This window comes from Zobellia roscoffensis, assembly GCF_015330165.1.
In the GTDB taxonomy this organism is placed as follows: Bacteria; Bacteroidota; Bacteroidia; order Flavobacteriales; family Flavobacteriaceae; genus Zobellia; species Zobellia roscoffensis.
Map to the genome: position 1 here is coordinate 1,856,088 of NZ_JADDXT010000002.1, position 15,615 is coordinate 1,871,702.

Below are 15,615 nucleotides of genomic sequence, written 5' to 3' on the forward strand. Positions count from 1 at the left end.
TTTGCTTTGTAGCATAGTGTAGCATAGATTCTTTTCGTGATGTTAAATATTTTGTTGTTCAATGCCTTTAAATTTTGTTTTTTTCAAAAAAAAGGGGGTAACTTGTATTATAATACCGTTAAAGTGCATTTATGTAACGCTCGGCTTAATTTTGTTTTTAGTCTTTTTTAACGTTCTGATGAGCGTTACGTGTGGTGAAAACAAAAATACTAACTCAATTTATTACTAACTTAAACTACTCATTATGAACCAGAACTTTAAGAGATTAAATAGAGTTCGATCACATGGTTTTGTGCTCGCAGCTTTGTTTTTCTTCAGTGTTGCATCTTTGTGCGCACAAACCACAATTTCAGGTACTACTTCTGACGACCAGGGCGTATTGCCTGGCGTAAACGTATTGGTGAAAGGTACTACCGTTGGAAGCGTTTCGGATTTTGATGGAAATTACAGTATAGAGGTGCCGGAAGGCAGCTCTGCTTTGGTCTTCTCCTATGTGGGGTATTCCAAACAAGAAGTGGCTATAGATGGCCGCACAACAATTAATGTTACTTTGGCCGAAGATGCACAGGCACTTAGCGAAGTAGTTGTCGTTGGGTACGGTACCCAACGAAAAGCAGATTTAACAGGTGCTGTTGGATCTATTAGTTCTGCGGATATTGTTTCCAAACCTATTACTAGCCCTGATCAAGCGTTGGCGGGTACTATTTCTGGGGTAAATATTACAAATCGTAGTGGTGATCCAGGTGCCCCTATTAGTGTGTTGATTAGAGGTGTAGGTACTGCGGGAAATACAGACCCATTATGGGTAATTGATGGTATTCCTATTGTACAGACAACCAATATAACTGTAAACACCTCTTCTACTACAGATTCTAACCCATTAGCTGGTTTAAATGCTAATGATATTGAATCTATAGATGTTTTAAAGGATGCTGCCTCAACGGCAATTTATGGGTCTAGAGCTGCAAACGGTGTTATTATCGTTACGACCAAAAGAGGAAAGAGCGGAGACGCTAAGGTAACTTATAACGGTTATGTTTCAACTTCTACGGCTAGAGATAGAATAGATGTTCTAGATGTAGAGCAGTTTATTGATATTCAAGGTCAATTAGGTAGGGACCTTTCAGAGTTTTCTGGAAGCCCATATGTTGATTGGCAAGATTTAATTTTTCAAACAGGATTCATTCAAAACCACAATGTAAGTGTTAGTGGTGGAAATGATAAGGCCAAATATTTTATTTCCGGAGGATTGTTAGATCAGGATGGTATTGAATTAGCTCAAGGTTTTAAAAGGTATTCTTTGAAAGCTAATTCAGAAATTAACGTTGGTAAATATTTAAAATTTGGTGAATCCATTCTTTTAAGTCAAACGGATAGACAAGTGCAAAGTGAACAAGGTATTTATGCAGGTTTTAATTCTGCATTGAATGCACCATATTACCAGCCTTATGGTAATGGAGCTTTTGGTTATAATGATTCTACTCCGGAAACTAGGGGTAACGGTATAACAGCGAACAACTACCTGTTTAATACCGATGATAGATACACAACCACAAATTTACAGACACGCAAAATCTTAGCTAGTTTCTACGGGGAATTACAGATTTTAGACGGGTTAAGATTTAGACCTTCTTTAGGTATAGATTACAACGTGGGTGTTGGTGATTATTTTACATCTGATGCCGTTCTGAATAATTCTACTGGGTCATCTCTTTTGGTTTCTTCCAGACCTATTGAATTAACGTTAACATCAGCTGCTACTTTGCAGTACGATAAGACTTTTGGCGATCATAATATAGGAGCATTGTTCGGTTTTGAGCAAACAAAATTTAGATTTGACAAGTTACGTGTACAAGGTAGAAGTTTATTTAATGAGAACTTTGCATCAACCGGAGAGGTTGGCACGGTAGGGGCGGCCAATGAGGCGGATTTATGGACCTTACAAGGATGGTTGGGTAGACTCACCTATAACTATCAAGGAAAATATTTAGCTACATTTAATATTCGACGTGATGCAACTTCAAGATTTTCTCCTGATAACAGAACAGATGTGTTTCCTTCTGTATCTTTAGGTTGGAGAGTTTCAGATGAGGAATTTTTTCCAAAGGATGGAGCTTTTGATGATTTAAAGATTCGTGCAGGATGGGGTCAGTCTGGTAACCAGGCCTCGCCAACGAATTTCCCATATTTAAGTGCTGTAGATAGTAATATAAGATATGTGATCGGTGATGATCAGGGGACAGTTACAGCTCCTGCACCTACCACTTTTGCCAATCAAGATTTGTTTTGGGAAACGAGTACTCAATTTGATGTAGGTCTTGATTTTAGTTTATTCAATTACAAGTTGACCGGTAGCTTTGATTATTACAATAAAGTTAATGACGGCGTTCTTATCGGGTTACCATTACCATACGTTTCTGGCTTTTTCTTAGCTCCTGATGCTAATATCGGTTCTATTAAAAACTCTGGACTTGAATTATCACTTAACTACGCAGGTGAAGCTGGGGATTTTACATATTCTATTGGTGGTAATTTCACAACAAACAATAATGAGGTTACTGATTTAGGAGAGGTTACTCAAATCATAACAGGAATTGGAGGTGCAAGTACGCACAGAACTATAGAAGGTGAAAGCCTTGGCCATTTTTATGGCTATAAGACTGATGGTTTGTATCAAAATGATGCTGAGGTTGCGGCTGCCGTACCAGATGCTAACGGAACGCCTTCTCCTGGAGACATACGTTTTGTAGATGTAAATGGTGATGGTATTGTTGACGCTGATGATAGAACTGAACTAGGAAGTCCTTTTCCTGGATTCTACTACGGTATGAATTTTAATGCAGCATATAAAGGGTTTGATTTCTCAATCAATTTTAGAGGGGTAGGAAACAAGCAAGTTTATAATTCTGCTAGAATAGCATTGGAAGATTTAAGTTCTGGTAACAACTTTAGTACGCAGGTTTTAGACCGGTGGACGGGTGAAGGAACTGCTACTTCTAGTTCAAATCCAAGATTGACGTTGAACGATCCTAACGGGAACAACAGATATTCAGATAGATGGATTGAAGATGCAGGTTATTTAAGAATTCAGAATGCACAAATAGGCTATAACCTTCCTCAAGATTTATTAACTTCTTGGACAAACGATATGATTTCTAATTTTAGAATTTATGTTGGTGCTCAAAACTTAGCAACATTTACTAAGTATTCTGGTTATGATCCAGAAGTTGGTAGAACGCAGAGTTTTCAAAAGGGTGAGTTTACATTGGCTACAGGTCAAGATGGTGGAGCTTCACCAACACCTAGAATCTTTCAGTTAGGGTTATCCGTAACGTTCAATTAAGTTTAAAAAATTATAAAATATTATGAAAAAAATAATTGTATTTTTTGCATGTGCATCACTGTTAGGAGTTCTCTCCTGTGGTGACCAGCTAGACCTTGAGCCTCTGGACCGTGTGACTACGGATCAGTTTTACAAAACAAGAACGGATTTTGATGGAGCTGTTTTTGCTTCCTATTCATCTATCCAAGATTTTTGGGGAACTAGTACTGAGACGTTGGGTGAAAGAGGTGAGTTTTGGAAAATCTCCTTGGCAATAACCGATGATGTAGCAGCCGATGAAGTAAACGGAACTTCTTCTAGAGATATAGATAACCTCTTACTTCGTTCTAATGATGTTCCTTTCGGAGCAGTTTACACTCAGATTTATGAAGGTATATATAGAGCAAATATTGTACTTGAAAATCTTGAAAAAGAGAATGAGTTAACTGCAGAAGATAAGACCATAATTAATGCCGAAGCTAAATTTTTAAGAGCTTGGTTTCATTTTCAGGCTATGAAGATGTTTGGTACGCCACCTTTAGCCCTAGATATTAGAACAGATATTAATGATCAGGCCAGACCAAATGCAACACAAGAAGAATTATATGCCGCAATATTGGCAGATTTGGCTGAAGCTGAGGCAGGTCTTCCTGCTGATTGGGATGGCTCTAATACAGGTAGAGTTACCTTATGGACTGCTAAAGCGTATATTGGTAAAGTAAATGTTTGGAAAGAAGATTGGCCAACAGCTATTACGGCACTAGAAGAGGTTGTTAATTCGGGACCTTATGTTTTGGTTCCAGACTATGAGCAGTTATTTGCTTACACGAATGAGAATAATTCAGAATCTATTTTTGAAATCCAGTATGGTGGTCCGTTTTCTGATGATAACCTTTGGGTTTTTGATGATACACACTCAGAAGATTTTAAAGCTTCTCAAGGAACGGCGCGAGGAAATTATTGGGATGCAGGTGGTGATGCACCGGGCGGAAAACAAGGTCAGTGGGTTCCTACTCAAGATTTAGTGGATGCTTATGAGGCAGGTGATGAAAGATTAGCGGTTACTGTATATCAAGATGGTGATATGTATTATTCTTTTGATGGAACGCGTTATGAAATTCCTTATGATCCTGCTTGGTCTTCGTCAGGGTATACTTTGAAGAAGTATAGAGGAACTTTAAATGCTGTAGTAGGTAACTCTTCTGCTAACGGACAAGTAGATTTTAACAATGAGCGTTGGTTTAGATTTGCAGAAGCTAAATTACTTTATGCGGAAGCTTTGATTCAAGGTGGAGGTGATGTTGGACTTGCTTTTGACGAAATAGATGATATTCGTGATAGAGCTGGTCTAGGTCTTGTTGACCGTTCGTTAGACCCTATGGACGCGTTAATGCAGGAAAAAAGAGTAGAGCTGGCCTTAGAACCACACAGGTACTTTGATATTACTAGATGGGGAATTGGAGCTGAGATTTTTGGAGCTGCTTGGGACGATAAATACAATGTATTTCCGTTTCCACTTACAGAAATTGATAGGTCTAAAGGTTTGCTAATCCAGAACTCAGGATATTAATAATCTTCTTTTAGGGTTTCCCTAAAAAGTATAGTAATTTTACTGAAAGGAATCCAATTTTGAATAACCCCTAGATTGGATTCCTTTCTATTTATAGACGTTTTTAATTTCTTTCATGTTCGCTACGTATAAAATCAGTTTGTTTTATTACTCGCTCTTCTCCTGCGTGGTATTATGTATTTTATCATGCTCTAAGAATGAAAAAACACTTTTTAAAGAAATAACATCTTCTGAATCTGGTCTAACGTTTCAAAATAAACTAAACCTAACAGATACACTTACCATACTAGATTTTGAGTATATGTACAATGGCGCTGGTGTTGCTGTGGCCGATTTTGATTTGGACGGCCTTCAGGATGTCTATTTTACGGGAAATATGGTGAGCAACCGCCTGTATCGTAACCAAGGTAATTTTAAGTTTGAAGATATTACTGAGTCGGCAAATGTGGGTTCTACGCATTGGTCTAATGGTGTGGCTATAGTTGATATTAATCAAGATGGTTTTCCTGATATTTATGTTTGTAGAGCAGGGCCAAGAAATGCAAAAAGTGAAAACAAAGCGAACCTATTGTTTGTAAATAATGGTTTAAAGGATGGTAAGTTGTCTTTTACTGAAGAAGCTCAAAAATGGGGGTTGGCAGACACAAGTTATTCAGTGCAATCGGTTTTCTTTGATTATGATGGAGATGGCGATTTAGATATGTACCTTTTGAACAATGCATTGGTAGATTTTAATAGAAATACGGCAAAACCTAAAGAAGGTCGAGAAAAAGTTCCTTCTGTAGATAAACTCTTTAGAAATGACAGTGGCGAGAACGAAGCTGGGAATCCAGTTTTTACCGATGTTTCGGCCGAATCAGGTATTTCTATTGAAGGGTATGGTCTTGGTATTGAAGTATGTGATATGAATTCAGATGGTTGGCCAGATATCTATGTGTCCAATGATTTCCTTACGGATGATTTGCTCTATATCAATCAAAAAAATGGTACGTTCAAAAATGAAATAGCCTCTTATTTTAAACATCTTACTTTTAATGGTATGGGCAATGATATTGCTGATATTAATAATGACGGGAATATGGATGTTGTTGTTTTGGATATGCTTCCGCCAGACAATAAACGGTGGAAACTCACCATGATGGGCAATAATTATGATCAGTTTAGAAATAGACTAGATTACGGTTATCAACCTCAATATATTAGAAACACACTGCAGCTCAACAATGGCAATGGTTCTTTTAGTGAAGTGGGACAGCTTGCAGGAATTGATGCAACGGAATGGAGCTGGAGTGCCTTGTTTGCAGATTTTGACCAAGACGGACTTAATGATCTTTGCATTACTAATGGTTACCGACAAGATATTACCAATCTGGACTTTATGGTCTACGGGGATCGGGTATTAACCATGGGTACAGCAGAGGCCAATCGTAAAAAACGTATTGAAGAACTCAATAAACTACCGGGAATAAAAGAAAACAACTACTTCTTCAAGAATACTGGTAACCTAACATTTGAAGATGCTTCTACAGAAGTAGGTTTTGATAAACCAACATACTCTAATGGCATGGCATACGCCGATTTGGATAATGATGGCGATTTGGATTTGGTAATGAACAATATTGATGATCCCGCTGGTTTATTTGAAAACACACTTTCTTCAGAGGAAAACAGATACATTAGGTTCAAGTTTAAAGGTTCTGAAAAGAACAAACAAGCGTTAGGAAGCAAGGTCGAAATCTTCTATGGGGGTAGTGTACAAAAAAAATATTTCACGCCTTATCGTGGGTATTTATCTACGGTAGAACAAGCGTTGCATTTTGGAGTGGGCCAATCCAAAGAATTGGATAGCATAAAAGTCATATGGCCCGATGGGAAAACTCAGAATCTTCAAGGCGTTGCTGTCAATCAGGAGTTGGTACTTCAGTATGAGAATGCTGTAGAAGGAAAACAAACCAAAAAAAGCGAAACACTTAAAACATGGCTTCAGCCAATAGATAGTATTGGTCTTAATCGGTTACACGTTGAGAATGAATTTGTAGATTTTAAGGTTCAGGCATTGTTGCCACATATGCATTCTAAAAATGGACCGGGAATGGCGGTGGCAGATGTAAATGGCGATGGTTTGGAAGATTTATACGTTGGTGGGGCAACTGGTCAAGCCGGTGCAATACTACTTCAAAAAGTAGATGGTTCTTTTATAACTTCCGAATTTGAGGAAATGAAAAATGAAGACATGGGTGCGTTGTTTTTTGATGTCGACAATGATGGTGACCAAGATTTGTATGTTGTAAGTGGTGGCTCTTCATATCAGGTGGGTGATAAGGCCTACCAAGATAGACTTTATGAAAATGATGGGTTGGGTAACTTTACTCAAACCAATGCACTTCCAAATATGTTGGTCAGTGGTTCTGTGGTTACGGCGGCAGATTATGATAAAGATGGTGATTTAGACCTTTTTGTAGGTGGTAGAATAAGACCTGGTGAATACCCATTATCGCCGGAGAGTTTTCTCTTGAAAAATAACGGTACAGGAACCGGAATAAAGTTTGTAAAAGATGAACAGTCTGCCAATTTAGACCTTACCAATTTGGGGATGGTAACTTCGGCCTTATGGACGGATTTTAATAATGATGGCTGGGAAGATTTAATTGTTGTTGGGGAATTTATGGCGGCTCGTTTCTTTCAGAATAATAAAGGAGAATTGTCCGATGTTACCGAAATAACAGGTCTTTCGCACACTAATGGTTGGTGGAATAGCATTACATCAGGTGATTTTGATAAGGATGGAGATACAGATTATGTTTTAGGAAATCTTGGACTCAATAGTAAATTCAAGGCCAGTACAAAAGAACCTTTGTGCGTCTACGCTAGCGACTATGATAAGAACGGCCAAATAGACCCGGTTATGTGTCATTATGTAGATGGAGAAAACTATGTGGCACACTCACGTAATGATTTAATTAGTCAGGTCAATGCTATGCGCTCACGCTTCAGGACTTTTTCTGATTATGCAGATGCTACTTTTGAGGAGTCTTTTTTAAAGGAAGAAATAGAGCAAGCGCACGTGGTACGAAGTGAAACTTTTGCTAATTCGTATCTTGAGAATTTGGGAAATGGAAAATTCAGGCTTTCAGAATTGCCAAGAGCTGCCCAAATTGCGCCTATGTATGGCATGATGGTTGGCGATTATAATAATGATCAAAATTTAGATGTTTTGGCAGTTGGTAATTTCTACAGTGGGGAAGTGTTTTCAGGCAGGTATGATGCCGCTATAGGATGGTTGTTGCTTGGTGATGGTATAGGAGGTTTTAGTAAAGCCGATGTCTCTCAAAGCGGATTTTTCGTAGATGGGGATGCAAAAAGCCTAGTTAGCTTAAATGCTGGTGATAGAGAATTACTTATAGCGGGAATGAATAATGCCGGTTTAAAAAGCTTTTATCGACCTATAAAAAATAGAATTTATAAACCGAAGCCCAATGAGGTATCAGCTTTGGTCACTTTTGATAATGGAACGAAACAAAAAGTAGAATTCCATTATGGGGCGGGTTATCTTTCAAGCTCAAGCCGAAATTTTAATGTTCCAGATTCTGCAGTTTCCCTAAAGGTTATAGATGTAAATGGTGTTGAAACTGAAATCTTGAAAAAACCATGAAAATGTTGAAACCTTTAATATTTGTGTTGGGTCTCACATTTCTATTTGTGGGTTGTGGTGAGAAAGAAACGCATCGTTTCAGGTTGCTTGATGCGTCAAAAACGGGCATCGATTTTCAAAATACGATTACGGAAAACGATAGCATTAATGTTTTTGAATTCATGAATGTGTATACCGGTGCTGGTGTTGCGGTAGGAGATATTGATAATGATGGCCTCACGGATGTGTATTTTAGCGGGAACATGGTTTCAGGTAGGTTGTATCGGAATAAAGGAAATTTTCAGTTTGAGGATATTACTGAAAAATCAGGACTGCTCAATACCCGTTGGGGAACAGGGGTAAGTATGGTAGATATTAACCAAGATGGATTTTTAGATATTTATGTGTGCGTTTCAGGAAGTGCAGAGGTTTCCGAGCGAGCCAATATGCTTTATATTAATAACGGTGATATGACCTTTACCGAAATGGCCGAGGAGTATGGTCTTGCGGATACGCGGCAAAGCATGCATGCTGCTTTTATGGATTACGATAAGGATGGCGATTTGGATATGTATCTTTTGGTAAACCCTGCGGCATACGAATACAATGTAAATGTGAGCAAACCACGTGAAGTAGAAGGGCAATCTGTCAGTAATGACCGCTTATATGAAAACATGGGTAACGGTAAGTTTCAGGATATTTCCGATAAAGCAGGAATTGTACTGGAGGGCTATGGACTTGGTGTAGGCATCTCAGACATTAATGGTGATAACTGGCCGGATATTTATGTATCCAATGATTTTATTGGGAATGATATTCTCTATATCAACCAAAAAGATGGCACGTTCAAAGACCAGATTACAGAGCAAATAAAGCATACCTCATATGCGGGAATGGGTAACGATGTTGCAGATGTGGATAATAATGGTGAGCCCGATATTATGGTATTGGATATGCGCCCAGAAGATAATGAACGTCAAAAATTGATTATTTCCTCAACGGGTTATGACCGTTTTCAAATTATGTTAGATGCAGGTTACAATGCACAATACAGTCGCAATACGCTGCAGTTAAACCAAGGCCGGGATAAGTTTAGTGAAGTAGGTTTTATGGCAGGCATTAGTAGTACGGATTGGAGTTGGAGCCCGTTATTAGCAGATTATGATAATGATGGCCGTAAAGATTTATACGTTACCAATGGTTTTTTAAGGGATTTGGGAGATTTAGATTATATCCATTATCAGAAGGCCTATGATAATCCCGTAGGTGATGTGGATACAAAAATCCAAATGAAATTGAAATCCATAAGTGAACTGCCCATGGCAGATTTACCAAACTACGCCTATCGTAATAAAGGGGATATGACTTTTGAAAAAGTTTCCGATAGTTGGGGGATTGATAAAGCCAGTTGTTCCCATGGTGCGGCATATGCCGATCTGGATAATGATGGGGATTTGGATTTACTGGTGAACAATATGGATCAACCTGCTTTTGTATATGAAAACGTGGGCCTTCCAGAGAAAAAAAATCACTATTTAAAAATTAAGCTGAAAGGTGAAAAAGGCAATCTTCAAGGGATAGGAGCAAAATTGAAGCTGACAACCACAGATTCGGAACAATTTTACCAACATTATTTGAGTCGGGGATATGAGTCTAGCGTAGATCCTACAGTACATTTTGGTTTGGGTAAATCCAAAGAGATAGAGAGTATTGAGGTTTGGTGGCCAAACGGTACATATCAGATTTTGAATAATCAGGCAGTAGATACGGTCTTGGTGTTGCAACAGTCAAATGCAACCAAAGATATTCCACAGAAAAAAGAATTTAAAAAACAATTTTTCTCTGATGTAACGGATAGTTTAGGTGTAAGCTTTAAGCATCAAGAAGACGACTTCGTAGATTTTAAACTACAGCCTATTTTACCGCACATGCATTCACGAAACGGACCAGGTTTAGCTGTTTCGGATGTAAATGGAGATGGCTTGGAAGATTTTTATATTGGCGGAGCAATTGGTCAACCAGGAGAATTACTTTTACAAAAAACTGACGGAAGTTTTGTTTCAAAGGAAGGTTTTGATGCCGATTTTGAGGACCTGGGTGTCCTATTGTTTGATGCTAATGGTGATGGGTATAATGACCTCTATGTGGTTAGTGGTGGTGTAAGTGCAAGTGTTGATGCTGGAAAATTTCAAGATAGGCTATACGTGAATGATGGTAAAGGTGGTTTTATGTTGTCTGATGCTTTGCCTGCCATTAGTGCAAGTGGATCGTGCGTAGTTGCTAATGATTATGACAAAGATGGAGACCTGGATTTGTTTGTAGGGGGTAGGGTTAATCCTGGTAAATATCCAATGCCTGCACAAAGTTATTTGCTCGAAAACCAATCATCCGGTAGTGATTTCAAGTTCGTTGATGCGAGCAATACAATAGAAGGTTGGAAAGAATTGACTATGGTTACTTCTGCTTTATGGACAGATTATGATAATGATGGGTGGACAGACCTTATTGCGGTAGGTGAATTTATGCCTATCAGTATTTTTCATAACGAAAAAGGAAAGCTTGTTCTGCAAAAGGAAGGCACTGGATTAACAAAAACTGAAGGTTGGTGGAACAGCATTAACGGAGGAGATTTTGACCAAGATGGCGATGTAGATTATATTCTTGGTAACCTTGGTCTTAACAGTAAGTACACTGTTACTGCAGATGAGCCACTTTGTATCTATGCTAAGGATTATGATAAAGACGGTCGGGTAGACCCTATAATGTGTTATTTTATTAATGGTGAAAACCATTTAGCGCATTCGCGTGATGAGATTATTGGTCAGGTTAATGCCATGCGGAGCAGATTTAAAACCTATAAATCATATGCCGAAACTAATTTTGAAAAATCATTTTTGCAGGAAGAATTGAAAGACGCTTATGTGGTAAAGAGTTATACTTTCTCAAGTAGTTATGTAGAAAATCAAGGGAATGGAAAATTTAAACTCCATGAGCTTCCATTGGAATTGCAAACAGCACCTATTCAGGGTGTGGTGGTCAGTGATTTTAATGAAGATGGAAATCTAGATGTGCTCATGACGGGTAACTCGTATGCTACAGAAGCGGCAACAGGACGTTATGATGCATTTGTTGGGGCTTTCTTAAAAGGAAACGGTAAAGGTTCTTTTGAAAATATTTCTATAGCTGAAAGCGGGTTTTTAAGTGATTGGGATGCGAGTGGTTTGGCTTTGATTCATATGGGTGACGGAAGACAAAATATATTGGCGGCAAATAATGATAATCAACTAAAAATATTTCAGCAGACAGAACTCGGAAATGGAAAGGTGATTAATGTAGGGGCAAATGCACTTTCGGCTGTTATTAAATTAAAGAACGGGCAGAAATACAAGAAGGAGTTTTACTTTGGTTCGGGATATTTATCTCAAAGTAGCAGAAGTATTGGCTTAAATAAGAATATTAGAGAGATTGAGGTTATAGATAAAAATGGAAATACAAAAACAGTGTATTTAGATGAAGCAGTTAAGTAGTATACTCATATTATGTTTGGTTTTATTGGTGTCCTGTGGCACCAAGCACAATCAAGAAGGGCTAGATGCTTATTTTGAAGGAGGTTTATCAAACTATAATCGTCAGCTTACAAATGTTATAGTTGCTGATATTTTTACCCCGCCAGTAGCAAGTAGAATTTATGCGTATTCCAACGTGGCCGCCTATGAGGGTATTCGTTTTGCAGATGCATCAAAGGAGTCTTTAGTGTCTAAGTTGAATGATTTAGATAAATTATCAGAACCGGAAGCTGGTAAAAAATATTATTACCCATTGGTTTCTGCGGTGGCTTTCATGAATGTGGGTAAAGCCTTGGTGTTTGATTTGGATAAAGTGGAAGCTATTAAGAGTAGTATGTTGACCGAAGTTAAGGATATCGGTATTGACGAAGCAGTTTACCAAAATTCAGTATCCTTTGGAGAAAAATTGGCAACTGAAATCTTGAGTTGGGCAGCAAAAGATGGATACTTGCGCCGTACTGCGCTTCCTAGATATTCGGTAAGTGATGATGCGGGTCGTTGGAGGCCAACCCCTCCAGATTATATGGAGGCCATAGAGCCACATTGGAACACCATTAGACCCTTTGTTTTAGAATCTGCTGGACAATTTGATCCTGGACTTCCTACTGCTTTTAATATTGAAAAAGATTCTAAGTTTTATGAGGAAGCTGTTGAGGTGTATGAAACCGTAAATAAATTAGATGATAAGCAATTGGAGGTCGCCAAGTTTTGGGACTGTAATCCTAATATATCTCATACCAAGGGGCATGTCATGTATTTTCAGCAGCAAATATCACCCGGAGGACATTGGATGCACATTGCAGCACAAGTATTGGAAGAAGAAAAAGCTGATGGCGTAACAGCTGCTGAAACCATGTCTTTGTTAGGAGTGACAATTGCAGATGCATTTATCAGTTGTTGGGATCAGAAGTATAAGAGTAGTTTAACCAGGCCAGAAACGTATATCAATAATTACATAGACCAAGATTGGGAGCCTATTCTTCAAACACCGGCTTTTCCTGAGCATACATCAGGACACAGTGTGGCTTCTAGTGCCGCAGCAACGGCCTTAACGGAGTTGTTTGGTGAGAACTATGCTTTTGTGGATGCAACCGAAGTTCCATACGGTCTTCCTCCAAGAAGTTTTCAGTCGTTTTGGCAAGCTGCAGAAGAAGCAGCTATTAGTCGCTTATATGGAGGAATACACTATAGACCTGCTATTGAACTTGGCGTTGCGCAGGGAAAGGCAGTAGGAGGGTTTGTTATAAAACGCCTTAAGTCTGACTAAGGGTTCAAGCTAAAAGTTATTGAGCGAAAGGATATGTTTTTGAGTCTAAGTATATTTTGGATAGTTGGCTGTCTTTTTAGATGAAGTATGTAGAAGGTTTACTAAAAATGAAAGATATTTCTTATGTTTTTATTAAATAATGGGTATATTTCGATGTGTTTTTGTCGAAAGAATATTTTTCTCTTAAATAAGATTCTAAGTAGGTTTTTAAAAAACGAATATTTCTATTCATTTGAAATAATGGTTGGTCTGTAAATCAGAGTTTTAGATAATGATAGCGATAAGTTTTTTTGGAGACCTTTAGAATACACTGTATATTTGAATAGTAGCATAGAATATCATAGTATAATAAAAAACAATTATATCTTGTTTTCCTATCATGAATGGAAGAAGGTTTTAGTTTTAAAGAATACTTTATTGCTCAATAGAAAATGATAATACCATCAGTTGTTAATTAATTTCCTCCCAATAAAAAAATCAGATGATTGTAAACACTACCCTAACAGCAACCTCCGACATAACGATTATCGGTGCAGAGCAAAATTTCCAAACGTCACTTAAAAAAGTACATGATCATGAAGGTACAGTGGTCTATGATTTTGAAGTAGCAGGAGATGAGAAACAGATACCGAAACCTATAACGCTACAATGGAAGGTTCCTGCGATTAATGTAAAGGGAGTTTGGAAGCCTACAACAGATTTTAACAAACGTATTCAGGCAGATTGGGAGTTAGATAATATGGAATCTAGAATTTCTATTGATTCTCCTGTGATTTCCCTTTTTGGTAATAGTGATGAGAATATTTTAACTTTTGCTTGTTCCAATGCCATTAATAAATTAGAAATGAATGCGCGTTTGCGTGAGGAGGACAATTGTTTTTATTGCTATATCACTTTTTTTATGGAACAACATTACCCTCTTAAAAATTTCAAAGCACAGATAAGACTTGATCATCAAAATCAGCATTTTTCTGATAGTCTCCGTGCCGTATCTTCTTGGTGGGAAACTTTTGAGCAGTTAAAACCAGCTTATGTTCCGGATATCGCTAAAAAACCATTGTATTCTACCTGGTATCAATTTCATCAAAACTTAGAAATACCACTACTTTTAGAGGAATGTAGATTGGCCAAGGATTTAGGTTACGAGGCAATTATTATTGATGACGGTTGGCAGACATTTGACTCTAATAGAGGGTATGATTTTACTGGAGATTGGCAGCCGGACCGTATTCCTGAAATGGCGGAATTCGTAAAAAGTGTGCATGAAACAGGAATGAAAGTAGCCCTTTGGTATTCCGTTCCGTTTTGTGGTGAAAAATCAAAAGCTTTCAAACGTTTTAAAGGGAAATTCTTGACGGAAGACCATAGATGGGCACCAGTTTTTGATCCGCGCTACCCAGATGTACGACAATATTTAATCGATATTTATTCAAGTGCTGCTAAAGACTGGAATCTAGATGGCTTTAAACTCGATTTTATAGACGATTTTAGATTTTATAAAGACACACCTACGAAATTAGGAGCAGATGCGGATTACGCTTCTATTAACGGTGCGGTTGACCGTTTGTTAACAGACGTAAAAAATGCTTTAACAGAAATAAACCCCGAAATCTTTATTGAGTTCAGACAAAAATATACTGGACCGGCAATGCGTAAGTATGGCAATATGTTCCGGGCTTTTGATTGCCCGGGAGATGCCACTATGAACCGTTTGCGAATTGCAGATATACGTATGCTTGCGGGTAACACAGCAGTGCATTCTGATATGGTTACCTGGCATGAAGATGAACCTTTGGAAATTGCAGCACTTCAGGTAATCAACACGCTTTTTGGGGTTCCTCAACTGTCAATTATGTTGAGTGAAACTCCTAAAGAGTATGTAAATATGATTGGGTTTTATACTAAATATTGGAATGAAAATGCCGATGTTCTTATGAACGGTGATTTTCTTCCTTCTAAACCTCTTGCCAACTATCCCACGAAGCGAGTTTCTAAAAATGGGCAAGTCATTATTGGAGTATATGATACTTGGATTATTGAACTTAACGAAGCACATAATTTAGTCGATATCTTAAATGCACAGATAGCGAATCAGGTTGTTATCAGAAATACGAAAGACTTAGGAGCGTATCGTTGTAAAATTTATGATTGCCAAGGAAGTTTGATACGGGAAGATAATGTAGTATTTTCGAAAGGCGTACTTGAAATTGAGGTTCCCGCTTGTGGAATCATCAAAGCCGAGAAAATATAACGAACTTC

Annotated in this window: 6 protein-coding genes; all 6 read left to right on the forward strand. The window is 38.0% G+C overall.

The window, feature by feature from the left end; translation table 11 throughout:
- The first annotated feature begins 244 nt into the window (after nucleotides 1-244).
- The 6 genes from IWC72_RS07880 (at nucleotide 245) to IWC72_RS07905 (ending at nucleotide 15,607) form a co-directional block, all read left to right on the forward strand.
- Nucleotides 245-3,343 (forward strand): SusC/RagA family TonB-linked outer membrane protein, encoded by a 3,099-nt coding sequence (locus IWC72_RS07880; protein WP_194525671.1) that lies wholly within the window; start codon nucleotides 245-247, stop codon nucleotides 3,341-3,343.
- Between the two features lie 22 nt (nucleotides 3,344-3,365).
- Entirely contained in the window at nucleotides 3,366-4,892 is a 1,527-nt protein-coding gene (locus tag IWC72_RS07885; protein WP_194525672.1) for a RagB/SusD family nutrient uptake outer membrane protein, read from the forward strand.
- Nucleotides 4,893-5,007: 115 nt separating this feature from the next.
- A complete protein-coding gene (locus IWC72_RS07890) occupies nucleotides 5,008-8,544 on the forward strand; it encodes a VCBS repeat-containing protein (protein ID WP_194529401.1) in 3,537 nt (1,178 codons plus the stop codon).
- Between the two features lie 2 nt (nucleotides 8,545-8,546).
- Entirely contained in the window at nucleotides 8,547-12,050 is a 3,504-nt protein-coding gene (locus tag IWC72_RS07895) for a VCBS repeat-containing protein (RefSeq protein WP_194529402.1), read from the forward strand.
- The gene (locus IWC72_RS07900) at nucleotides 12,034-13,356 is read left to right on the forward strand and encodes a vanadium-dependent haloperoxidase (RefSeq protein WP_194529403.1); all 1,323 of its coding nucleotides are present in this window, start codon (nucleotides 12,034-12,036) and stop codon (nucleotides 13,354-13,356) included. Before IWC72_RS07895 ends, IWC72_RS07900 begins: the two co-directional genes overlap by 17 nt.
- Nucleotides 13,357-13,837: 481 nt before the next feature.
- Complete coding sequence (locus tag IWC72_RS07905; RefSeq protein WP_194529404.1) at nucleotides 13,838-15,607, forward strand: glycoside hydrolase family 36 protein; 1,770 nt, start codon at nucleotides 13,838-13,840, stop codon at nucleotides 15,605-15,607.
- Nucleotides 15,608-15,615: the final 8 nt, after the last annotated feature.